Source organism: Microcoleus sp. w1-18aA5, from assembly GCF_036701705.1.
Lineage (GTDB): Bacteria > Cyanobacteriota > Cyanobacteriia > Cyanobacteriales > Microcoleaceae > Microcoleus.
The window spans coordinates 73,813-97,052 of sequence record NZ_JAUPTE010000014.1; the positions used below are offsets into that span (position 1 = coordinate 73,813).

Below are 23,240 nucleotides of genomic sequence, written 5' to 3' on the forward strand. Positions count from 1 at the left end.
CGTCAGGAGGAAGCTCGATCGCCCCAAAGCCGCCTAAATTAAAAACTAGGAATGGAGGATTCGATCGCACCTAAACATGAAACTGCTCAACCGCCGCACTCGAACGCTTTTGTACACCGGCATCCTGGCGCTTGCCTACTTTGTTACCGGAAAACTCGCAGCGTCGATGCTGGGACTGGTGAAAGCCGAACCCTCCCCCGTGTGGCCGCCCGCCGGTATTGCTCTAGCAGCACTGCTACTGCAAGGGCGACGGATGTGGCCGGGAATTGTTCTCGGTTCAGTGCTGTTAAACTCTACCGGCGGTGTACCGTCGGCTGTCATTGCCACATCGGCCTTTAGCGTCACCCTGCAAGCGCTGGCTGGAGAGGCTGTGCTGACTTGGAGCGGATTTTCTACCAAACTCGATCGATTACGAGATGTTCTGGCTTTAGTGGCAGGCGCTGTCATCGGGTCTACTTTGGTCGGTTCTATCCTCGGCAACTTGGGTACGTGCATTTTTGGTTGGGCCCAGTGGAGCAATTTCTCTCGGAACTGGTGGACTACGTGGCTCGGAGACGGCATGGGAATTTTGATTGTGACGCCTGTGCTGTTGACTTTGAACCACGCCGTTAACAGTTTTAAATTTCCACTAAAACTTAGATATTTCACTATTCTCAATTACTTGTTTAGGAACAGGCAAGATGCCTGTTCCACAAGAGATGAATTTGATTGTGTAACAGGTATCTTGCCTGTTCTTGAAAATGGTGTAACAGGTGAGAAAAAATCTCGAATCATTTCAAGTTTAAAAGCATTTTTTAAGTGGAACAATAACCAATCAGAAGTTACAAATTATTCCACCAAATTGTCTGCAAGTGAAAACCGATATAATCTTCTATTTTTAATTATTAATTATTCAGAAATAGCGCTCTGGCTGACTCTATTGCTGAGCGTGAGCTGGCTGTTTTTTTGCTCAAAAACACAAGCGGCGATCGCTCAGTATCCGCTGGAGTATCTGCCTTTTCCTCTGATAGTTTGGGCTGCCCTGCGGTTTCAATCGGCGGGAGCGATTTTTGCTTATTCGATCGTCTCTTACATCGCGATTTGGGGAGCAGTGCAGGGAGGCGGCCCGTTTTTGGCCAAAAGCGATAATCTCAAACAGGCGGTTTTATTTTTACAAGCTTTTACCGGTACGATCGCCCTTGTGGCTCTGATGCTGGCTGCAGCCGTAGCAGAACGCCAGCAAGCACTGGTGGAGGTGCGTCGCACGGCCGCCATGCTGCGCGATCGCGAAGCTAGTTTAGCCAACGCTCAGCGCATCGCTCAGTTGGGAAATTGGGATTTAAATTGCGCCACCCTCACAGCAACTGACAACTCCGAAGAATCCGCAGAACATCATATATCCAATATCAAATTGCGGTGGTCAAACGAACTTTACCGCCTCTTGGGTTTTGCTCCTGGAACTGTCAAACCGACACCAGAAGTTTTTTTGCAGGCTGTACATCCAGAAGACCGAGAATTGGTGGCGAGATCGCAGCGCCAAGCTATGTTTGAGCGCACACCCTATTGCATTAACTACCGAATTGTGCTAGCAGACGGCTCCGAACGCACTGTCTGCGAACAGTCGGCAATTCAGTCAGGGGCGATCGCCGCCACAGTCCAAGACGTTACCGAACGCCACCGCGCGGAAACCGCTTTGCGGGCGTCCTCCGATCGCGATCGCTTGCTTTCAGAAATCGCCCTGCGAATTCGCAACTCCCTCGACCTCGAAGAAATTCTCAACACTACTGTTGCCGAAGTCCGGCAATTTTTCAAGGCAGACCGCGCTTTCATCGGTATTGTGGACGCGGACGGGATAAATCTTCCTAGCCCGGTATACGGTAAGGTTGTAGCCGAGTCTGTGGATGCCCAATGCCGTTCTCTTTTGGGGTGGGTACTCGCTGACGAGAATCACCTCGAAAGCCAGAAAACTTTTTATGCTAACAACCGCGTCCGATCTATCTCCGATACTGCTAGCATTCAACTGAGCATTCCAATTGCCCAATTGTACAGCGACTATCAAATTCGCGCGACGTTAAATGTGCCGATCTTCCTAGGGGATGAATTGTTCGGGATCTTGGCCGTCAACCAGTGTTCGGGGCCTCGCCAGTGGCAGGAATTTGAAATTGATTTGTTGGAAAAACTCGCTACCCAAGTGGCGATCGCCCTTCAGCAAGCCCAACTTTTGCAGCAGGTAAAAGCTCTCAATGCCAACTTGGAATCTCAAGTCGAGGAACGCACCCACCAACTACAGCAAAAAATGCACGAGTTGCAAGAAAGCAATCGGCTGAAAGACCTATTTTTACACGCAGTTTCTCACAATCTCCGCACTCCTGTTATGGGAATGTTAATACTGTTGAAAAATTTGCTCAACAAATCGGCATCTGATTCTCTACAAGATGTTCCGGTTTCTCGATCGATCTTGCAGCGCATCGTTCAAGCCAGCGAACACCAGTTGACGATGGTTAATGCCCTGCTCGACGCTCACGCTAGCGAGGTCAAAGGGATTGTTCTCAATACTGTACCGCTGTATTTGCCGTCTTTAGCTTCAGCCATTGTTGCCGATTTAGAACCGATGCTGGCCAAAAATCAAGCAACTTTGACTCAGGAAATCCCGGCGGATTTGCCACAAGTCAAGGCCGACAGCAAACACTTGCAGCGGGTGCTAGAAAATCTGTTGACTAATGCTATTAAACACAATCCTCCGGGAGTCAACATCAATTTTAAAGCCGAGGTAATTGAAGTTGAAACAGCGCTAAGCTATGAAGAAAATTCAGAGGCTTTAAGATCGCCCAATAATCCGCTTGCCCGCTGTATCGCTAACCGAATACCTGCTGCGGGCGATCGTCCTAGGATCGGCGAGACCACCCAGAAAAATCAGGAAACCCTGGCCAAATTCAACCTCGACGGCAGTTGCAAAATGCCCCGCTATCAAGGTCAAATTGGCAATATCGGCAGCAAATTGCCGGGTGTCACCGTAAAAATGGTTCGCTGTACTGTAACAGATAATGGAGTGGGAATCAGCGCCAAACAGCGGGAATCTTTGTTTGAACTTTACGTTCAAGACCCTAATAGCCGACAATTAACAGGGCTGGGTTTGGGACTGTACCTGTCCAAGCAAATTATCAAAGCTCACGGCGGCTTCATCGGCGTCGAAAGCACTCCCGGCGGTGGTTCGACTTTCTGGTTTTCGCTACCTGCTGTCAACTCGGACGATCGATCTTTCTCAATTCTTTAATCTCTAATATAAAATCCGCGCAACCGCTAAGTTTTTCGACTCACAGTCAACAGTCAACAGTCAACAGTCAACAGTCAACAGTCATTCCGGTGCAACCGGAATTGATATAATCTAAAATCTAAAATGGTATGAACTCTTTGGGCAAGGCAAAATCTGTTCAGGCGTTAACGGTTTACGAGGTGTGGCGCGATCGCTTCCTCCGAGATCGGCTGCGCCCTGCTGTCGGAATTGCCATCTTTTTTGCCTTCACAATAACGATCTATTTTCTGGGCGAAAGATTCTTCGCTCGCCAGGAGTTTAAAAGTGTTTATTTGTATACGAGCGCTGCTGTAGAGTTGGGTTTGTTGACCTGTTTTGTGTTGCAAAAAACATCCTTCGGACAGCGCTATCCCGGTTTGCTATTTTTGGGTTTTTCCTGGTCGCTGACGGTAGTTGTACAGGTTGGGCTAGCTGTCGCACAAGCCGGGGAATTACCAATTTTTACCTGGATTTTAGCGTTTCTGATCCAAGCTACGCTGATGCCCGTCCGCTGGCGTCTCCACCTGATTTCTCAACTCGGCGTTTTGTGTTGCCACGTCGGGATAAATTTGGTTTTAAATCTAAGTTTTGCTAAGTATACTCCTTTTAAGTTGACCGGGTTGTACTTATATTTGTTTTGGATTTGTTTGATTTGCGATTTGTCGGTTTATTGGTACGAATGTCTGCAACGGAAAGAGTTTAGTACCAGGCGTGAGTTGGAATCTGCTTACCAGCAGTTGGAGGTGGCAGAGGCGAAGTACCGCAGCATTTTTGAGAATGCGGGCGAGGGGATTTTTCAAAGCACTCCCGATGGTCGTTATATTACTGCCAATCCAGCTTTGGCGCGGATTTACGGCTGCGATTCCCCGGAAGAAGTGACGGCAAAGTTTACTGATATTGAGCGGCAGTTGTATGTCGATCCGTCTCGCAGAAATGAGTTTTTGCGATCGATCGAGGAAAGCGGCACAGTATCGGATTTTGAATCTAAAATTTACCGCTGTGACGGCAGTATTGTCTGGATTTCTGAGAAGGCGCGGGCGGTACGGGACAGCAGCGGCGCCGTGCTTTATTATGAGGGTTTAATTGAGGATATCACGCAGCGCAAACAGGCACAAGAATCGCTGCGGCTGTTTATCCACGCTCTTTCTCACGACTTGCGAAACCCGGTAGCGGGAATGTTAATGGTGCTGAAAAATTGGCAGACGAAACCTGGGGATTCGATCGCAATTCCCCGTTCTATTTTGGAGCGGATGATTCAAGGTAGCGAGCAGCAATTGCGCTTGATAAATTCGCTGTTGGAAGTTCACGCCGGGGAATTGCGTGGTTTGGTTTTGCACTGCGAATCAGTTAATTTGAGGGCGATAGTTGAAGCTGCTGCGACAGATTTAGAGCCTTTAATGAAGGAGGGTAAAGCTACTTTTAAAAATTTGGTATCGGGTGATTTGCCAGCCGTGAATGCCGACAAAACTCAGTTGTGGCGTGTGTTTTCTAATTTAATAGCTAATGCTTTGAAACACAATTTTCCGGGACTAAATTTAACAGTTTCGGCTCAAGTAATCAATGCGGAAAAATTAACTAGAAATCAAAGCACAGCAAAACAAAAAATAGACAAATTACCGATTACCAATCCACAATCCCCCATTACCCATCCCCAATCACCAATCCCCAATCCCGGAAGTAGGATGATTTACTGTACCGTGGAAGATGACGGGGCGGGAATATTGCCGGAACAGTGCGAACATCTTTTTGACCTTTACGTTAGGGGTGATCAGTCCCGACACTCCGTTGGTTTGGGTTTGGGTCTATATCTTTGTCGGCAAATTATTGGTGCTCACGGTGGCCAAATAGGGGTAATTAGCACTCCCGGTGCTGGGGCAAGTTTTTGGTTTACTTTGCCGCTGGCTGAGAATTTCGGGTGATTTTTTGGTATTTTTAATTACATTTTATCTAGCACTTGTGCCAGATATTTAGAACGTTATTAATTGCTGAAACCCTTGCGAAATATGCTTCTTCGTTTTCCCGTGGCTATACTTGTGTTGTGCCGTCGCAGGTGCTTTTTGAGTGGTTCAAGCCAAATATGTCGATCGGACTATTTCGATCGGACTATTGATATTAACTTAAAACCGTGGTATAGTTACCGAAATGTTTTTCAATGAAAAATAAATTTCAGATCTTCACATTTTCTTTAGAAACATCATTTAATCTAGAAAATCTCTAAAACTAGATAAAAAATATGCAATTTATCTTGATCGAGCAAAGCTCAGAAAATACAGCCAAAGACGATGCAGCTAAGTACGACTCAGCTAAATATAACGAGCGGTCGTTCTCAACTTTAATTCGGGCTCTCCGTCTTTCCCAAGGTTACTTTTCTTTCGTTTTAGTAAACTGCAACTCGCTGGCTTTGCGGCAGCAAATAGTCGATCGACTGCAAGTAAATTGTCCCGTGAAACCGCGACAACTGTTTTTGCCCAAATCAGCGACAACTCTCTACACGACAATCGCAGCGGAAATAGACGGGGAACAGCCTCCAGCTTTAATGCTCCTCGGTTTGGAATCAGTGGAGCCGATCGATCGATTGCTCGTTTCTACCAACCTATTATGCAGCGAATTCAGCAAAAAATTTTCCTTTCCCCTCGTCTTTTGGGTGACGGATGAACTTCTGAGAAAAATTATTCGCACCGCCCCAGATTTATACAATCGGATGACGACAATTAGATTTATCAGTAATTAGTAATCAGTCGATCGATTTTAGATTTTAGATTTTAGATTTTAGATTTTAGATTTTAGATTTTAGATCTAAGATTTTTAACAGTCAACACTCAATCGATTTTAGATTTTAGATTTTAGATTTTTAACAGTCAACCGTCAACAGTCAACAGTCAACCGTCAACTGTTAAATTCCGCTTCCCAAATCAGGACTAATTCTCGCGCCGCCGCAGTTCCCTCAGCAGGAAAACCTGCCAAAAAGTCTTTATCAGCCCCCACGTCGTAAGGCCCTTCCTTAAACTCCAAAATCACAGTATCCTGTGTCAAGGCTACTAACGTGTGAATAGTCCCCTGTGGCAGTTCGACAGCGCGAGTCGGGCCGGCCGCGCTGACTCGCAAGGATTGCAGGATGTGACCGTTTTCGTTCAAAATAACAATACCAACTTCTCCTTGAATCACCACAAAAAACTCAAAACCGTTAACTGCAGGCGGGCGCAGGTGTTGGTGAGGGCGGACGTAAGTGCCTGGTTGCAGCACGTTGACAAACCGCTGCACTTTTTCAGATAAATCATGGAAATTGTAGTTTTGTCGCTGGCGGGGACTGCGCCGGGAGGAAGCGGCAACTTCGTCTAGCAATTCTTGCGTCAGCAATTTGATCGGAGGGGACTGCACAACAGATATCCTGTATTTAAGAGTTTGTGAACAAATGGGCTAGTCTGGGATCATCGTTATCAGCATCTCTTGACACATGGAAATCGCAACTCAGGTGCGTATCACTAAGGCAATGCGTTTGTCAAGTATCTTTAGAAAAAGTATTAGCCCGATCGCCCTTTTGACTATTCTAGTCTGCGCCAGTAGCGTTTTTGCATCTGAACCGACGGCGGCAATGTTACTTCAGCAGGAATTCCCACAGCAGCAACTTAAAGAAGAAATTCGCGATCGAGTTCAAGAAGAAGTTGACATTGCTTTCGGGCGCACGGCGGTACTGCTTAACGGACTGGTAATTGCCCTAACTTTGTTTCCGACAGCAGCCGGAGTCGGGGTTTGGTTTCTATTGAGAAAATTGTCCAAGCAGACAACAATTGCTCGCCAAGAAATTGAAAGTCTCCATTACGATACAATCTCTCAATTAAAACTATTAATTTCCGACGCTGAAACTATCTTAGGCGAACTTCAACACCAAAATCACTCGGCAGAGGCAGAAACAGACCTTTTATTCCCCGATGCCCAAATTCAAGAATTTGCTCCGGTTAACTATGGCAATTACCAACAGCTATTGACGGCCGGCGACTATGCTAAACAGGGAGATGCTTGTTTCTTTGAAAACCGTTATCAAGATGCGATCGCAGCTTACGATCAGGCCCTGCAAATTCAGCCTGATTTAGCCGATACTTGGAATAACCGAGGAGTAGTGCTCACAAGAATGCAGCGGTATCCAGAGGCGATCGCATCTTACGAACAAGCTACTACAATTCGCCCCAATTACCCCGATGCTTGGAACAATCGAGGCGTGGTATTGTTGGAGTTGCAGAAGTACCAGGAAGCGATCGGCTGTTACGAACAAGCAATTCAAGCCAAACCCGATTATGCCGATGCTTGGAACAACCGAGGCGTTGCTTTTTCCAAAATGCAGGAGTACGAACAAGCAGTAATTTCTTACAATCAAGCCCTACAAATTAAAAATGATTATACTGACGCTTGGAACAATCGAGGCGTTGCACTCTCCAAGTTGCAAAAATACGAAGCTGCGATCGCTTCCTACGACAATGCTGCTAAAATCCGACCTGATTTTTACAGAATTTGGTACAACAAAGCCCGATGTTATGCGCTACAAGGTAAAATTGAATTAGCAATTGAAAATTTAAAGCGCGCCCTCAATCTCAATCCGAATGTGTGTAAAGAGTTGGCAAAAAGTGAAGCTGATTTAGAAAAAATTCGCGAACATGAGGCATTCAAGCAGTTGATAAGTTGATACATTGGGCCTAGGGCTGTAATTAAGAAACCGGGTTTCTATACAAAAATATTTGTTTGGATGCCAAAGTTGTCTAAGAAACCGGGTTTCTGGTTTTAGTAGTTGAGATTTAGCCCCTTCTCTTAGGACTAATTCCATTTTTCTATAGTTGGTTTATATAGCCAATGATTAATTTTTTCTTCATTGACAAAACTTTTTAATGACGGATCGGGCCAAATATGTATTTTGTCTAAACACTCTAGTTCTGTTGCTGCTGTTTCAATAAATTCCCATTGTCTAATAAAGGTTTCACCCCAAGATTTTTTAGTCATAACTGACTGGGCAAAATCTAAACCTGCTGCTAACATTCTTTGACCATTTGATCCTCTGGCATTAATGGGTTCCCAAAATATTAATTCTGGATTAATTTGCATAAATTTATCTAAATTAAATCTAAAGTCATCTAAAGTCATCATAGGTGGAGTGGGAGCCATTGCTACATATAAACGACAATTAGCCTGATATGCCTTTTGTAACGCTTTATATCTATCGGAAGATAAAGGTGCTTGTGGTTCAATTTTTTTGAGTAATTCATCATTTATACAAGGAATACTCATACCTAATGTAATATTAGGGTTAACGAGAATATCTAAATCCTTTTGCCACAATAAACCCCGAGTTAAAATTCTAATTTTTTTATTATGTTTAAGTAAAATTTTTATTGTTTGACGAGTAATTTCTGCTATTTGTTTATTTTGATAAGGATCGGTTCCGGAACAAAGTAAAACAACTCCTTTACCTGAAGGTGTATTTTCCCATTTTCTTTTTCGGGTCAAAACATTTTCTAATTTTTCGGGGATTTCCTCTCTAATAAAAAGATATTTTCCCCAATCTAATTGAGGATTATCTACTCCTTTTTGATGTAATCTTTTTTGTTGTGTTCTAATACTTGGAGTCGAAGGAACATAACAAAATGTACATCCATGTAGACAGCCCGATGCTATGTTAACAACGTAATCACATAGACTTTTTTTATTTAAAGCACTCTTCTGGAGTGGATTGACTATTGTTTCTGTCCCAGTAATCATAATTTTCATCAGAATTCCACTTAATTAATGTTTAAATGTTATTTTTTAATATGAAGTATGTTAAATAAAGATAACTGTTTCATATTTGTCATTGTTATTATATCACAATTTTCAAGATTATTACTTGTAGTTGCTTTATATAAATTTGTTTTTTTATCTTTTCTCAATATTTTTATTTGTTTTTCATCTCTTAAGAGTCTGAGATATTCACAATAATGTTCTCTAGTCGCAGGGTTAAATTCCATTGTTTTATTACAAAGTTCTATAAAGGTAACGCCTTCAGAATTATTTCCAAGGACTAAATCATCTAAATTATTACTAAGTCTTTCAATACAAGCTATTTTACTATGCTGGTTAATATCTAGCTGCAACTCAAGCTGATGTTCTTCATAATAAGATGCTGTTCTAAATCCATAGCCATAAATTTCATAATGATATTGATAATTAATATTATTATATAACCAACTACTATCTTTCATAACTTCTAAAGCTCTTAAATGACTACAAATATGGATTAAATAGTATAAAACTCTTTTATCTTTAGTAGGAATCATTGCAAATGTGAAAACTTTTTTAGCATTTCCTTTCTCTCGAAATAATCTCATTGATTCATCTCGAAATTTTGCCTCCCTACCAAAACCTTGTAATTTTTCTAAGTTTTTAAAATAATCTTCTGCTTCAAGTTTTTTATAAAAATTTTCTCTTTCTTTACCATTTTTGTCAATTACAAATCTTTCAATATCTCTAGCCATAAGTGTATATATTATTTCCGATTTTTTCAAGCTATTTATTTTTCTAAAGCTTTCCATAGAAACATTAAGATATCCATAAGGATCGAGAAAAAATAAAGAATGACCTCTTCTTTGTTCACCGTGAAGAACGCAATAATTAACCTGGTTTTCAAATTCATCACTAATAAATTCACACTGTTCTATTCGTTGGCCTATTCCTTGAGGAAATTCCGTTGTAAAAGTATGTATTTCTTCATCCAATAACTCTTCAAATCCTGCTTGGCACATAGCAACATTTTTAAGACATTTTAAATGCTCTTTATTTTTTTCTATAAAAATAAACTTTACATCTAAAGGATAAGTCCTTTGTGATTTTAAATAACCTTCTCTCACGGCATTTATTAAGCGAATAGGTGAACCCTGCCAAGTATTATGTGATTCTCGATCGTTGTAAATACCTCCTCCAGAAAAACCATCAACAATAGTAAAAGTTGTGGTTCCATATTTTCCTTTCCCATAAAGTGTACAAATTAAATCTGTAACATATTGCTCTATTAATAAATGCTTAGTTTTAGTATGAGGTGCAATATTAGGAATGTTTGTACCATCAGCAGACCATGTAGTATCAGAGTTACTCATTGTTTAGAATCCTTGGATAATCGCTCTATTTATTTTAATATATTTTACTAATTTTCACTACCATAATCTGGCGATCGGTTAGTTGTCTAGCGCATAGGCTAATCTTACTCAATTAGATTGAATGCCCCATGCTTTTAGGCGATGGGGCCCATGCCCGATGCCTTATTCGCTACAAATATTTCTGCAATAGCAAGCCCATTTTCTCCTTAGTTGAGGTCGGCACTTGATCCAGCCGAGTCAGAATTGCATATTTTAAAGCTGAATGTGCATCAGATACTGGGGGATTTTCTGTTAGTCTACGGACTGTTTCTTGAATGACTTTTTGAGCATTCTCTGCATTGCGGTGCAAATTTGCTATTACCATTTCTACGGTTACGCTGTCGTGATCTTCGTGCCAGCAGTCATAATCGGTGACTAATGCTAAAGTTGCGTAGGCAATTTCTGCTTCTCTGGCTAATTTTGCTTCGGGCAAATTTGTCATCCCGATGACTGTCGCCCCCCAACTGCGGTAAAGGTGGGATTCTGCTTTTGTGGAAAATGCGGGGCCTTCCATGCAGACGTAAGTGCCGCCCCGGTGCAGGGTAACGTCGGTGAGGTTCAAGGATTCGATCGCACTTGCTAACACTTTAGCCAATTCGCCGCAAACCGGATCGCCGAATGTGATGTGAGCAACAATTCCTTCTCCAAAAAAGGTAGAAACTCGATTTTTTGTACGATCGATAAACTGATCCGGCACTACCATATCTAAAGGTTTCGCCTCAGCTTTCAGGGAACCAACCGCCGACGCTGAGATTAAATACTCCACTCCCAAACTCTTCATAGCATAAATATTTGCCCGGTAAGGCACTTCTGAGGGCAAAAAAGTGTGGTTGCGGCCGTGTCTAGCCAGAAATGCTACCGGCGTACCGTCCAAAGTTCCCACAATTGCGGCATCCGATGGCGCTCCAAAAGGTGTATCAATTTTTACCTCTTCAATATCCTTGAGGGCCTCCATTTTATACAAACCGCTGCCGCCGATAATTCCGATTTTTGCTTGTGCCATTTTTACCCTCTGCCTGAGTTTTACAAGAGTGATTTTATCGGGCCACCGTTAAGTTGGCGTAAAAATAATTGAAGATTTCGTGACAAAAGTCACCCGACATACACTATATTGTCACATAAAGTATGTGATATTAATCACAGTATGACTTCACGAAATCTTTAAAAATAAAGCTACACAGTTCTGTTATCTACTTTTAGCGTGTTAAGACCATGACAGTCAGCTCTGCTAATCTCCCCAAAATCTCGATCGAAGCGATCGTCCAGCGCATCTTTGCTTTTCGCCAAATTACCCCCCTTGACAGACGACTGCTGAAGTCAGCAGTCCTCGACGGGATCGACCAAAACGATCATGTTCACATCACCCGAGTCTGTCAGGGTATCCAAAACGGATTGATTTTAGTTGTAGAATAAATTTGCAGCACGATCTCTTGCTAGCTCCAGAAACTGTTTTAAAAGTTGTGTTTGAGTCTGTATCTCCTGGAACTGAGTTCGGGCTGTATTTTACTATTTTTCGGCGCGCGATTGAGCAACATCAAAAATAATATTATTTACATCTTATCGATCAAAATTCAACAGCCAAAAACCTGTATAAGTCATGCCGCTATCATCGGGCTGCACTAACAAAAAATGTAATCCTTTACTTAATTGCTTGCGCTGTTGGTAAATTTTGGCCGCTGCTTTCACCTCGCTATCTTCAAAAGTAGCCACAACCCACCTATCTACTAACCCAGCTTCCAATATCAATCCGTCGGGTTCTCCAGCGATATAATTTAAAGCAAAAGGTTTGGCATCCTGAAGCCATCTAGCCAACCGCATAGACTGGCGTCCGCCGTCAATCACAACTCCCGGTACGGGTACTGTGGAAGCCAAGCCCAAATTCAGCGGTAACAGCAATTCTGGCATTTCCAAAATTGGCAGGGGACGCCCTTGGAAAGCATCTTCAATGTCGCCGGCGGGTAGCGAAGCAAAACGCCAGCCATCCCCCCAGAGGTTTTCCGGTAAGGGTACGGGCGGCGGCGAGTCGAGGGCGATCGCACTGTAAGTTTCACCTGTATAATTAGGCATACTCGAATATTCTTTTGCGCGTTGTTGCAGCAGCAATTTCAGAGCGGCAGTCCGCCGAGTCGCTTCTACCTTGACACCCAAAACTTTGCCCGCAGCTTCGATTAAGCTGAGAGACTGAGGTCTAAATACTTGAATCAAGTCGGGCAAATTTTGGGTTTGAGCTTGCTGCTGCAACTGCGAGGCTAGCCAATTAGAATTTGCGGCCCCCTGGTGGCAAATAGCGCTAAATTGAAAACTGCCTTCCGAGTCGCAAATTAAGAGTTCCCACAGTGGTTTACCAGTTTCGTCTTGGACAGGGCGGCGGTAGAAATCGGCTTGCCAAATACGCATAAATAATTAAAAATTAAAATCTACAACTCGCTCATTTTAATATAGTCTGGGGGCACTGCGATACAATACCGATATCCTGAGAAAAAACTGCGAGCAATATATTTTACGTTCATAGTTGAGTTTTATTTCTACTAACACCAGTTAAAGAGAATACAACTGTAGGTCTGCGATCCCAACCGTGATAGTGATCGGTCATGCCCAATTTTATAATCTAAAATCTAAAATTTACAATGGTATCAACGCTCGGTTAGCCATCCTCCCTTAGTAATTAGCCATTCCCAAAATCATTTAAGATGGCGAACCAAATACATATCCAAGTTGCCCTTATTTTTAGCATAAATTTTTCCTCGGTATTCGCATTCAAAAAAATCTTTAACTAATTCAAACGTGTCTTGAGAGATATTGATATTTCCAGCTACGCCGGAAGATTCCATCCGAGATGCAGTATTAACTGTATCTCCCCAGACATCATAGGCAAACTTTTTATTGCCAATTACCCCAGCAAGTATTGGACCTGAATGAATGCCAATGCGGATATCCCAATAAGTAATATTTTGTTGAACTTTCTGCATTTTTCGCAAATCCATGAACTGTCGAATTTCTATGGCCGCAAGTACAGCGTCAAAGGCGTGTGTGGGGCGAGGCGTAGGAATTCCCGCCGCACACATATAGCTGTCGCCAATAGTCTTCAGTTTTTCCATAGAGTATTTATCCATCACGCGATCAAAATAAGAAAAACAGTAGTCTAGTTCGTCAACTAACTCTCGCGGCGTCATGTGTTCAGATAAGTGAGTAAAGTCTTGAAAGTCAGTAAATAAAACAGATACGCAATCATAATAAAGTGGTTCCACTTTGCCGTTATTTTTGAGTTCCTCGGCAATTTCAACCGGGAGCACGTTCAACAGTAGCTGGTCAGATTTGTGCTTTTCGGTATCGAGATCGGCATACAGGCTATTTATCTCTTTAAAGCGCTCAGCATTGCGGATGGCTGAGGAGAGTTGCAAAGCCAAAAGATAGCCAATCCGCAAGTCTTCTAGAGTGTAAGCTCGCGGCTTGGTTGTGGCAAAATTAATTGTCCCTAAAACCTTACCTTCGCTTTCCAAGGGAATTATAATTTGCGAAGCGTAGGGGGACAAAATAGCAGTAGCACCCGCTTCTTGAATTAATTGAGGTTGACGTGTTTTGAAAGCCTTGTTAATAGGGCTGCCCTCTGGGAGGGCTGCAATATCTACAGGGATATGCGGGCCAAATAAGGTCGTGCAAGCGTTAGTGCTGTGCAGGCAAACGCTACAGTGTTCAAAGTCGAGCAGCCATTTGGCTTGCTTGCCTACTACCCGCAAAATCTGGTTGAGATCTAGGGTGCGGTTAATGGCTGTGGCAACTTCGTTGACGGCGGAAATGCGGATGGAAAGCGCTTGAGCTTCTGCTAATAAACGGCGGGCTGTCAACAGAAGTTCTTCTCGATCTAGATCTTCTAGCCGCTCGCCCATAATAGGGGTATAAAATATAGATTACAAAGCATCTATTTCGAGGGCAATGGAATCGGTATATCGGTTGACAAAGCTAAACAGGTCGGCTGTTGCAATAATCTCAAATATTTCAGAATCATCTAGCCCTAAATCCCGCAGGTTTTGGTAATCAGTTTCTGTCACTTCCAAGGGTTTTGTAGCAGCCAGCAAGCCAAAGGTAATTACGGCTTTATCGCGTTTTGGCAAAGGGCAGTTGGCAAAGTCAGAAACTAGGGTTCGCAGGATTTCTTCGCTCATCCCCAACGCTGACAATCCGTGCAGGTGAACTTGGAGAGCGTACTCGCTATTATTTGATTGAGAAATAGCGACGCCGACCATTTCTTTAAGGGTGCGGGGTAAGTCTCCTTGCAGGATGGTTCCCCGGAATTTTCTCCAATTTGCTTCTAATATGTCAGGGTTGATTGCCATTGACTTAAACAGGTTGGGTACGATGCCAAACCCCAAGTCTGTCAAGATTTCTTCGTACACTGATTTGGCTTTAGGATCTGTAAGTTGCTCGTATTCTGTAAGTGGAAAGTGTGTCATTGTTGTGTTGAAATTTCTTGCTGTTAATTTGCGTTGGAATTTACGTATTTGTTGTATAACGCCACTCCAAAGGCGAGGTGACGAGCTATCTGGGCTTTAGTTGGATTGATGATGAAATGCACCGCTGTCAAAAAACCGCGAATCACGAACATGAGCTAGCAACAAATCTGAGTTTTGAGGCTGGATTGAACCTGCAATTATAGCAGTAACCGGAACCAATAAAATTATGTTGCGATCGGCTTCTAGTGCTAATCTTAGATTCTGCCAATGGTTGCTGTCAAGTATTGGAAATTAATCTGGCGCGGCGCGAAATTCCACCAAAACTCTTGAATTTGATAATACTGCCTGTTCGCGAATTTTCAGGCAAAAAACACTGTTCGATCGATAGGAATCCACCAATGCTCAGAATCTTAGGCTCGGGGGGGCGCACAGGGGAAAAAACAAATGCTGTCCGATCGAGTTTATTGAATTTGTCAGAGGCTCGATCGACAACCCATGCCCCAGACAAGCTAGGCTAACGCCTGCGACTGGAGTTATCATGGGTAAACTGTAAACTTCTATATTTGTCGCTGCATTTGCTATGAACCCTGCCCTTACTCAATTTGGCGCTCAGATGTCCCACCTCACGGGAGTTCGGGCAATTATGAAAGATATTATTGAAACTCTCAGAGCCGGCAGCGGGCAGGAGTTTATCAATTTGAGCGCCGGAAATCCGGTGATTTTGCCGGAAGTCGAACAGTTGTGGCGCGACTGCACTGCGGAACTTTTGGCGAGCCCGGAATACGGCGAGGTGGTTTGTCGCTACGGTTCCAGTCAAGGTTATCAGCCCTTAATCAATGCGGTTTTGGCGGATTTTAATCAGCGTTACGGACTGAATTTGACCGATCGCAATATTCTAATTACTCCCGGAAGTCAATCAATTTACTTCTACGCAGCCAACGCTTTCGGCGGCTACACTACCAGCAAACAGCTTAAAAATATTGTTTTACCGCTGAGCCCAGACTACACCGGTTACGGCGGCGTTAGCTTGATTCCCGAAGCGGTAGTCGCTTGCAAACCCACCCTCGATATTGATGCCGCCGCCCACAGGTTCAAATACCGCCCGGATTTCAGCCAATTGTCGATCGACCAAACCACCGGCTGCGTCATTTTTTCCCGTCCCTGCAACCCCACCGGCAACGTTCTCAGCGACGAGGAAGTGAAGAAAATTGCCGATTTAGCGGCCGCTTTTGACGCGCCGGTGTTCGTGGATTCCGCCTACGGCCCTCCCTTCCCGTCTTTGAATTTTACCGAAATGACGCCGATTTTTGGCGGCAATATCGTGCACTGTATGAGTTTGTCGAAAGCCGGATTGCCGGGTGAAAGAATCGGAATCGCGATCGGCGATGAAAAACTCATTCAAGTATTAGAATGTTTTCAGACCAATATGTGCATTCATTCGCCGAGATACGGACAGGCGATCGCAACTCGTGCGATTACATCCGGCGCTCTTGCCGACATCTCCATCAACGTAATTCGGCCGTACTATCAAGGCAAATTTGCGATCGTAGAAAGCACTCTAGAACAAGCAATGCCGAAGGATTTGCCGTGGTTTTTGCACCGGGGCGAAGGAGCAATTTTCGCATGGTTATGGCTGAAAGATTTGCCAATCACTGATTGGGAACTGTACCAAGAGTTGAAAAAAGTCGGCGTAATTGTGGTGCCAGGAAGTTCCTTCTTCCCCGGTTTGCGGGAAGATTGGCAGCACAAACATGAGTGTTTACGCATTAGTTTAACTGCAACAAATGATGAGATTGAAACTGCTATGAAACGGTTGGCTCAAATGGTAGAAAAGCTTTATCAGTCAGTTGACAGTTGACAGTTGACAGTTGACAGTTGATACCAATTTAATGTGAAGTTGCACATATCTCGATCCCCCTAAATCCCCCTGGTTGTTGGGGGACTTTGATCGGAATCTTGTCCCACCCCCTACTCCCCTTATTAAGGGGGGCGCTAGGGTGATCGGATTCTATGCAGCCTCATAAAAAATTGGTATGACGGTTGACGGTTGACGGTTGACGGTTGACATTACCAACTACTCATGACCATAACTTTTCATTTGGCAGATTGACTACAATTGAAATAACAATTAGCAGCGCGGTGGGTTATGGCAGTGCAATTACTCAAAAGGTTGTTGACCGTAGAAGAATATCATTTAATGGGCAAAGCTGGTATTCTTTCCGAGGGCGATCGGGTAGAACTGATAGAAGGAGAACTGATCCAAATGGCAGCAATTGGAACTCGTCATGCTTCCTGTGTGAGACGATTCATCGGACTGTTCAGGGAAATTCCCAGTAACCGGGCTTTTCTGGATGTGCAAAACCCCATCCAGTTGAGCGATCGCACCGAACCTCAACCTGATATAGTATTGCTGAAACCCAGGGCTGATTACTATTCAACTGCACATCCATTACCGTCAGAAGTTTTGCTGTTGATAGAAGTATCCGATAGCACGGTTGATTACGATCGAGATGTGAAAGTTCTTATTTACGCTCAATCGCTCATTCAAGAAGTCTGGCTAGTAGATATAGAGGCACAATGTTTAGAAGTTTACCGCCAGCCAACTCCTAATGGTTACAGTTTAATCCAAAAGTTGTGGCGGGGTCAACAAGTTGCGTCGCTCGCCTTTCCTGATTTGGAAGTGAATATCGATTTCGTACTGGGATAGATTCAGATTATAGGTTATAGAAAACATTCCCCAGTCCCCATTTTTCACTTAAACTACCCGATAAACAAAACTCAGAGTTGCCCAAACATTCACATCCAAAGCCCAATCATCCGTCGATATCCCCACTTTCTGTACCCCCGGAATGCTAGCCGCGTGCAAATCTTCGAGCACCGCGCGCGCCACATTTAAAGGATTCAACAACACTCGAATTGGCAGCGCATCCCTCGTTTGCTGCATTTCGGCTTCTATTGCAGCCAGAGTTCGATCGAAGCTATTCTCACTAAATATAATCACAATTTCCGCAAGTCCGATCGGCGCAGATACCGGCCACCCGCTCGTCCCAGCCGCCGGCACGGTCAAATTCTCTCCCGGAGCGATCGCCCGCGACATTCCACCCACAGCCTCTTTGCCCTCAGCGCCGAGCACAGACAGCCGTCCCGCGCTGTCCGAGCCAAACACCGCAAAGTAAACCGGGCGATCGCTGTCGTTATACAATCTGTACCGAACTCGACTGCCTTCTGTTAAACTTAGTATATGAGCGCTGGCGGATTTCTCACTTTCCCCGCTCAGCGGTTCCAGCCGATAATCACCGCCTGCCCGCACCGGCTCTCGCTGCGCCACGGCCCGCGCTTGGGGTGCAGTAGTTGCCAGCACTGCTCGCACCTTCAGGCGTGAAGATCCCTCATTGGCTGTCAGCCGCAGCAACTTCCCAGCCAGCAGCGCTTTCAACTGCGGAGTCAAGCGCTGCACCGCCACCTTGACTGCTTCTCCCCCATCGCCCTCAGTATCGGGAATCAGCATTTGAGCCAAAGAAAACAAACCGTAACGGCTTTGAGACAAAGCAGGCTCGTGAGGCGAGACTGTTTCGGCTAAAGTTGTTTCCGGGACTCTGCCGAACCGACAGTCAGCCAATTGCTCGCTGCCTACCGCCGAAACTTGCGGCACAGTCGCAAAGGCGCTGGTAGCGTCCACGCGCTCGATGCGTTCCAAACCTGAGTCCAAAGCTACTGTCAAACCGATGTTTCGCGGCAATACCCGAATTTCTTCCCTCACGAGTTCGCCGACAGTTAATTCGCCGTTTGTTCGATCGAACCCGTCTAAAACTTGGGCTTTAGCAGAGAGGCCCGTGCGTCCCCGCAGCAAAAGCCTCGCGCCCTCGGAGGAATCCACAGCAAACACAGAACCCCCGGAGCACTCCAAAACCGAGGGCGACAAACCGCCCAGCCACAACTGCACAGTTTTGCCCCCCTCTTCCACCGCCGTCACAGCGCCGTCAGATGCAGGGGAATTGAAGATTAAATTTGAAAAATTTACCGCCGCCGCGGTTGTTAAATCGTGATTGAGAATTTGCGGTTGCTGCGATAACCCCGCGATTTGCTCGACAGTACCTGCAGCGCGACTGAAATTGACGCTGAAGCTGCTAGCGGGAGTTGCCCACCACAAAGTTTGGGTGAGGGCGTAGGTAAACAAACCTGCGGTAAATCCGTTCCACTCTTGTTCGGCGGCGAGTTGGGAATCCGCACCGGCGGCAAGTACGGTGGCCGCAGGACGAAGATTTTTGCGGGTTCGGAGGCCTTCGGCGAACGTTAATTCTGCGAGGCGAGGCTCGCCGATGGTGGGGCGGGGGCGGGAGCGAATGCGAAAGTTGCCGTTTGTGGGGAAACCCCGATAGTGGTAGCTGGTGTCGAGGATGGCGATCGCATTTTCTGTCGCGAGCGATCGCATCAACAGCAACAGCGTTTCCTCTAAAATATCGTTCACCGCCCGGTTTGCTAACAGCGGCAAAACATCATCCGCCGGCACCAAACTGTTTTGGATTTTTCCGGGAGACTCGCCCAAACTGACTCGGCTACCGCAGCCACTAAAGTGAAAAACTACCACGTCACCGGGTTTTGCTTGTTGAGTCAAGTGAGTGATAAAAGCCGTCTCGATATTCTCCCTCGTAGCTTGAGCGTCAGTCAAAGTCAAAATGTCCGACGGCACAAACCCAAACCGATGTATCAGTAGTTCCCGCTGCAGTTCCACATCCGTGACGCAGCCGTGCAGGGGCGAGTCTGGATATTTGTCAACGCCCACCAACAAAGCCAATTTCCTGGCTGTCGGTTGCGCTAAGGCTTGGAGGTAGCGATCGCCCAACGGCAGCCACAGGGCCTCGCTGATGCCGATGGCGGCCAGCACCCGGCCAGCTTGCTGCAAAAATTCCCGCCGCTTGAGTCCCATTTTTAAATAGCTTTGAATTTTAAGTTTTGAATTTTCAGTTAAATTCCCCTCAATAATTTTAGGGAATTTAATTAAGTTGTGAGTGTTTAGTATTAAGATAATTTTTAAGTTTTAAGTTTTGAGCTTTAAGTTTAAAATTTCCCATTTAAAACTCAAAACTCAAAATTCAAAACTATTCAGAATGTCGCCCACACCCAAGATCAAGATTTAAATCTCGTAATTGAAAATATTCATGGCTTTGGCTAATTCTGCGGCGACTTCCGGCCGGGAAAACTGCGGCGGCGGCAATTTTCCAGCGCGCAGCATTTCCCGAACTTTGGTTCCCGACAAATGCACCCGTTGTTCGGGAGTGCTTGGGCTTGTTTTAGTTGTAGCCATTTGTTCCGTCAGTGTGCAATAGAAAGCGTGCTCGAATTTCATCGGCACAATTCCCAATTCTCCCGGCTCAAATTCGTCAAAAATATATTGGGCATCGTAAGTGCCGTAATAATCGCCAACTCCAGCGTGATCGCGCCCCACGATAAAGTGAGTGCAGCCGTAGTTTTTGCGGATTAAAGCATGAAAAATTGCTTCTCGCGGCCCGGCGTAGCGCATCGCCGCCGGATTAATTGCCAAAATTACGCGATCTTTTGGATAGTATTTTTCTAGCAGAATTTCGTAGCAGCGCATCCGCACGTCAGCGGCGATGTCGTCATCCTTAGTCGTCCCGACTAGCGGGTGCAGAAACAAGCCGTCTACTGTTTCTAAGGCGCATTTTTGAATGTATTCGTGTGCCCGGTGGATGGGGTTTCGGGTTTGGAAACCGACTATGGTTTTCCATCCTTTTTCAGTGAACAGCATTCTCGATTTCGCCGGGTCAATTTGGTATTGGGGAAACCGGGGATCTAGTCCGCGTTCCAGCAGCCAAATGTCGCCTGCGAGGTTAACGGGGCCTGATTTGTCTACTACCTGGACGCCCGGGTGTTTGAGGTCGTCGGTGCGGTAGACGTTGAGGGCTTCTTCTTCTTTACTGTAGTGATATTTTTCTGCAAGTTCCAAGAGCCCGACAAATTTGCCCGACGGCGTGTCGAGGCGCACTAAAGTTCCTGTTTTCAGGGGGGCGGCGACTTCTTCTGTTACCGAGAGGGTGATGGGAACCGACCACGGAAGGCCGTTGGAGAGGCGCATTTGTTTAACGACCGATCTATAATCAGCTTCGTTCATGAACCCTTTGAGGGGACTCAGGGCGCCGATGGCGATCATTTGCAGGTCGGAGATCGATCGATCCGAAAGCTGGACTCGCGGCAAGACTTCTGCTTTATCGAAAAATTCTTGTCTTTGGTCTAGTGTGGCAATGCGGTTGACCAGGATGCCGCCGTGAGGGGCAATGCGGTCTGAATGCTGGCTCATGTCGATTTGAAGTTGTGGGTTTTAGCTGCCAGAGTACATAGTATCAAGCGGTGGCTGCAATTCTACATTTTTTAATTGTTCTGGACTTGTGCAGAACGCTACTTTTGTGGCGCTGTAATTCTTTAACTGTAAACTCGCGCACTCAAAACTCTAAAGTTTCCCTCAAGTCTGGACTTGAAATTCTTCGGGATCTATTCCCCAATTTACCCAGCTAATCGCTTCTTTAGCCGAGCCCACTTTTGGCGGCACTCGCAAAACATGAAGGTGTCCCGTACTCGGACAAGTCATCTTTAACAAATAAATTGGCTCTATGTCAATATTATTCTCAATTTTCAACAAAGTATATTCTTGCCAACTATCCAATTCAGTTGCTTGCAATTCTTGACAAATTCTCGGATAGCCGATCGCCTGAATCAAAACTCGCCGCACTTCGGCATTATGTTCTGTGAACAGCCATGAAGCTTGCCAAGATTGGGGCGGAAGTTGACCGATTCTTTCCGGCAGTCGGACGCCACGATAAGAGTATACACTGAACTTGTCAGCAAATTCAACCGCTGGTTGACATAAAGCGTGGAGCAAATATTCGCTATCAAAATGAAGTTGTATCGGGCGATCGCACACAAAGCACATTCTCTCAAACGGGTAAATCCAGCCGCAGTTTTCCACTAAAGATTTAAAGGCTGAGTATAAAGGGCGATCGTACTCCAAATTTAACACGCCAATACAAAAATCCACCCAACTTCCGTGACAGGCTGACAGTTCGGAAACTATGCTGTTATTATGATAAGCCTGATCGATCAGGAATCTCTGAAATCTCCCGCCCAACTTACGTGCTAATTTGACGTAAACTTCGTCTTTAACATGAAGGTGCAGTTGATTCATTAGTTGAGCGTACAGCGGATTATAGAGTTGGCTGTAAATCTTATTTTCTAATTCCCTGCCGAGTTGACTTCTTAATATATCGTACAATTCATTATGAATTTTGTTTCGGATTTCGCTGGCAGTTCCCAGGCCCGAATCGCGTATCCTTAGCGGTTCAATTGCTTCCAAAGCTATGTAAGGGCTGTCACAGAAAATAATTTTCGGTTCAGGACAGCCGATGATGTTGTAGGCGGTGTTGATGGCCGCTGTCGCTTGCGGGCGATCGACTGGTTCTATCGAAAGTCCAATTTGTCGCCACCTCTCGCGATAGAGCGGAATTAGCGCTATTTGTTCGGGAGTAATTGCGATCATTTCTAGAGCTAGATTATTGGATTTTCGGTTAAAAATTTTCGCTCTCGCATCTAGTTAAAACTCTAATTAAGGTTCTAGTGAACACTGAAATCCCCCATAGCAAACTATTTTATTATCTTCATTAAATTATTGGTATAAATTAATTATTGTTTGCAAAACACCTAAAATCATAGGAACATTATCAAGACAATAAACATCAACATCAATAATCAAATTATTTTCTTCTAATTTAAGAAACCGCCAGACAACGCCAGTAGTTACGCAGCCATATATTGCAGGTATGGAATTGTGTTCGCGTTCGTTAAATAGCTGAGCAGCTACCATTTGTGCTGCACACTGTGGCAAACAAGACTCTATTTCTCCGCCTTTAGTTTCTCTCAAGGCAAAAACCGGAACTTTTATTTCAAAATCAAACGGCACGGAAGACAATAGAAAGTCGCATTCCCCATTCAATCCCTGATCAGCATCTACATCAAATGACCAACCAGAAAAAATAGAAAATTGTCTGTTGTTCCTTTCTCTAAATTCTAACAGAATAGGAGAAACAATCCGTTCCGAACGTTCTTTTACAGTTGTAACAGCAGTGTTAGAACTAATTTCGATTGCTCTCCAAAGCCATTCGGATGGTTCTACAGGAAACACCTTGGCACTCAAGATAGGACTGAGTGATAGCTTCAATCCAAATCGCTCTTCTAATTGTTGGAAAGTAAAGGATTTGTAAGACATATTTCTCTAATCAGTCGGTGAAAATAAAGATTACTTCGAGATATAAAGCGAGTGGATAAATTCTAAACTCGCTTGTATAGCAACCCTTG

18 protein-coding genes are annotated in these 23,240 nt (G+C 44.8%); 7 read left to right on the forward strand and 11 right to left on the reverse strand.

Annotation, left to right across the window (positions count from 1 at the left end; genetic code table 11):
• Positions 1-76 precede the first annotated feature (76 nt).
• The 3 genes from Q5691_RS07700 (at position 77) to Q5691_RS07710 (ending at position 6,002) form a co-directional block, all read left to right on the forward strand.
• Positions 77-3,253 carry an MASE1 domain-containing protein gene (locus tag Q5691_RS07700; protein ID WP_333344344.1) on the forward strand — a complete coding sequence of 1,059 codons (3,177 nt, stop codon included), beginning with the start codon at positions 77-79 and terminating at the stop codon, positions 3,251-3,253.
• Positions 3,254-3,381: 128 nt separating this feature from the next.
• Positions 3,382-5,190, forward strand: coding sequence for a PAS domain-containing sensor histidine kinase (locus Q5691_RS07705; RefSeq protein WP_333311764.1), 1,809 nt, complete (start codon positions 3,382-3,384; stop codon positions 5,188-5,190).
• Between the two features lie 314 nt (positions 5,191-5,504).
• On the forward strand, positions 5,505-6,002 hold the full coding sequence (locus Q5691_RS07710; protein WP_333208797.1) for a hypothetical protein: 498 nt from the start codon (positions 5,505-5,507) through the stop codon (positions 6,000-6,002).
• Positions 6,003-6,157: 155 nt separating this feature from the next.
• Here the strand turns inward: Q5691_RS07710 and Q5691_RS07715 are convergent, their stop codons facing one another.
• Positions 6,158-6,649, reverse strand: coding sequence for a WbuC family cupin fold metalloprotein (locus Q5691_RS07715; protein ID WP_333208795.1), 492 nt, complete (start codon positions 6,647-6,649; stop codon positions 6,158-6,160).
• 76 nt (positions 6,650-6,725) lie between these two features.
• Between Q5691_RS07715 and Q5691_RS07720 the strand changes: the two genes are divergently transcribed.
• Positions 6,726-7,949, forward strand: a complete 1,224-nt coding sequence (locus tag Q5691_RS07720; protein WP_333208793.1) for a tetratricopeptide repeat protein — start codon at positions 6,726-6,728, stop codon at positions 7,947-7,949.
• Positions 7,950-8,077: 128 nt separating this feature from the next.
• On the opposite strand, the gene Q5691_RS07725 is transcribed toward Q5691_RS07720, so the two are convergent.
• The 3 genes from Q5691_RS07725 to Q5691_RS07735 all read right to left on the reverse strand — a co-directional run bounded on the left by Q5691_RS07725 (position 8,078) and on the right by Q5691_RS07735 (position 11,428).
• Entirely contained in the window at positions 8,078-9,025 is a 948-nt protein-coding gene (locus tag Q5691_RS07725) for a radical SAM protein (protein WP_333344347.1), read from the reverse strand.
• 29 nt (positions 9,026-9,054) lie between these two features.
• A complete protein-coding gene (tcmP, locus tag Q5691_RS07730; RefSeq protein ID WP_333344349.1) occupies positions 9,055-10,386 on the reverse strand; it encodes a three-Cys-motif partner protein TcmP in 1,332 nt (443 codons plus the stop codon).
• A gap of 169 nt (positions 10,387-10,555) precedes the next feature.
• Positions 10,556-11,428, reverse strand: coding sequence for an S-methyl-5'-thioadenosine phosphorylase (locus Q5691_RS07735; RefSeq protein ID WP_333344352.1), 873 nt, complete (start codon positions 11,426-11,428; stop codon positions 10,556-10,558).
• Between the two features lie 209 nt (positions 11,429-11,637).
• On the opposite strand from Q5691_RS07735, the gene Q5691_RS07740 reads away from it, so the two are divergent.
• Entirely contained in the window at positions 11,638-11,838 is a 201-nt protein-coding gene (locus Q5691_RS07740) for a hypothetical protein (RefSeq protein WP_333344355.1), read from the forward strand.
• A gap of 144 nt (positions 11,839-11,982) precedes the next feature.
• Here the strand turns inward: Q5691_RS07740 and Q5691_RS07745 are convergent, their stop codons facing one another.
• From Q5691_RS07745 to Q5691_RS07755, 3 genes are all read right to left on the reverse strand, one after another.
• Positions 11,983-12,822, reverse strand: a complete 840-nt coding sequence (locus tag Q5691_RS07745; protein WP_333344357.1) for a Tab2/Atab2 family RNA-binding protein — start codon at positions 12,820-12,822, stop codon at positions 11,983-11,985.
• A gap of 284 nt (positions 12,823-13,106) precedes the next feature.
• Positions 13,107-14,312: an adenylate/guanylate cyclase domain-containing protein gene (locus Q5691_RS07750; RefSeq protein ID WP_333344358.1), complete on the reverse strand. Its 1,206-nt coding sequence runs from the start codon at positions 14,310-14,312 to the stop codon at positions 13,107-13,109.
• 21 nt (positions 14,313-14,333) lie between these two features.
• On the reverse strand, positions 14,334-14,876 hold the full coding sequence (locus Q5691_RS07755; protein WP_333344360.1) for a peroxidase-related enzyme: 543 nt from the start codon (positions 14,874-14,876) through the stop codon (positions 14,334-14,336).
• A 580-nt stretch (positions 14,877-15,456) separates the two neighbouring features.
• On the opposite strand from Q5691_RS07755, the gene Q5691_RS07760 reads away from it, so the two are divergent.
• Both Q5691_RS07760 and Q5691_RS07765 read left to right on the forward strand, forming a co-directional pair.
• Positions 15,457-16,734, forward strand: a complete 1,278-nt coding sequence (locus Q5691_RS07760) for a valine--pyruvate transaminase (RefSeq protein WP_333208780.1) — start codon at positions 15,457-15,459, stop codon at positions 16,732-16,734.
• Positions 16,735-17,022: 288 nt separating this feature from the next.
• Positions 17,023-17,583, forward strand: a complete 561-nt coding sequence (locus Q5691_RS07765; RefSeq protein WP_333311945.1) for a Uma2 family endonuclease — start codon at positions 17,023-17,025, stop codon at positions 17,581-17,583.
• Between the two features lie 48 nt (positions 17,584-17,631).
• Here Q5691_RS07765 and Q5691_RS07770 read toward each other — a convergent pair whose 3' ends face one another.
• The 4 genes from Q5691_RS07770 to Q5691_RS07785 all read right to left on the reverse strand — a co-directional run bounded on the left by Q5691_RS07770 (position 17,632) and on the right by Q5691_RS07785 (position 23,151).
• Complete coding sequence (locus Q5691_RS07770; protein ID WP_333344362.1) at positions 17,632-19,803, reverse strand: caspase family protein; 2,172 nt, start codon at positions 19,801-19,803, stop codon at positions 17,632-17,634.
• Between the two features lie 207 nt (positions 19,804-20,010).
• Positions 20,011-21,192 (reverse strand): sulfate adenylyltransferase, encoded by a 1,182-nt coding sequence (sat, locus tag Q5691_RS07775; RefSeq protein ID WP_333208774.1) that lies wholly within the window; start codon positions 21,190-21,192, stop codon positions 20,011-20,013.
• A gap of 162 nt (positions 21,193-21,354) precedes the next feature.
• Positions 21,355-22,425 (reverse strand): DUF6745 domain-containing protein, encoded by a 1,071-nt coding sequence (locus Q5691_RS07780; protein WP_333311944.1) that lies wholly within the window; start codon positions 22,423-22,425, stop codon positions 21,355-21,357.
• 126 nt (positions 22,426-22,551) lie between these two features.
• Entirely contained in the window at positions 22,552-23,151 is a 600-nt protein-coding gene (locus tag Q5691_RS07785; RefSeq protein WP_333311943.1) for a hypothetical protein, read from the reverse strand.
• Positions 23,152-23,240: the final 89 nt, after the last annotated feature.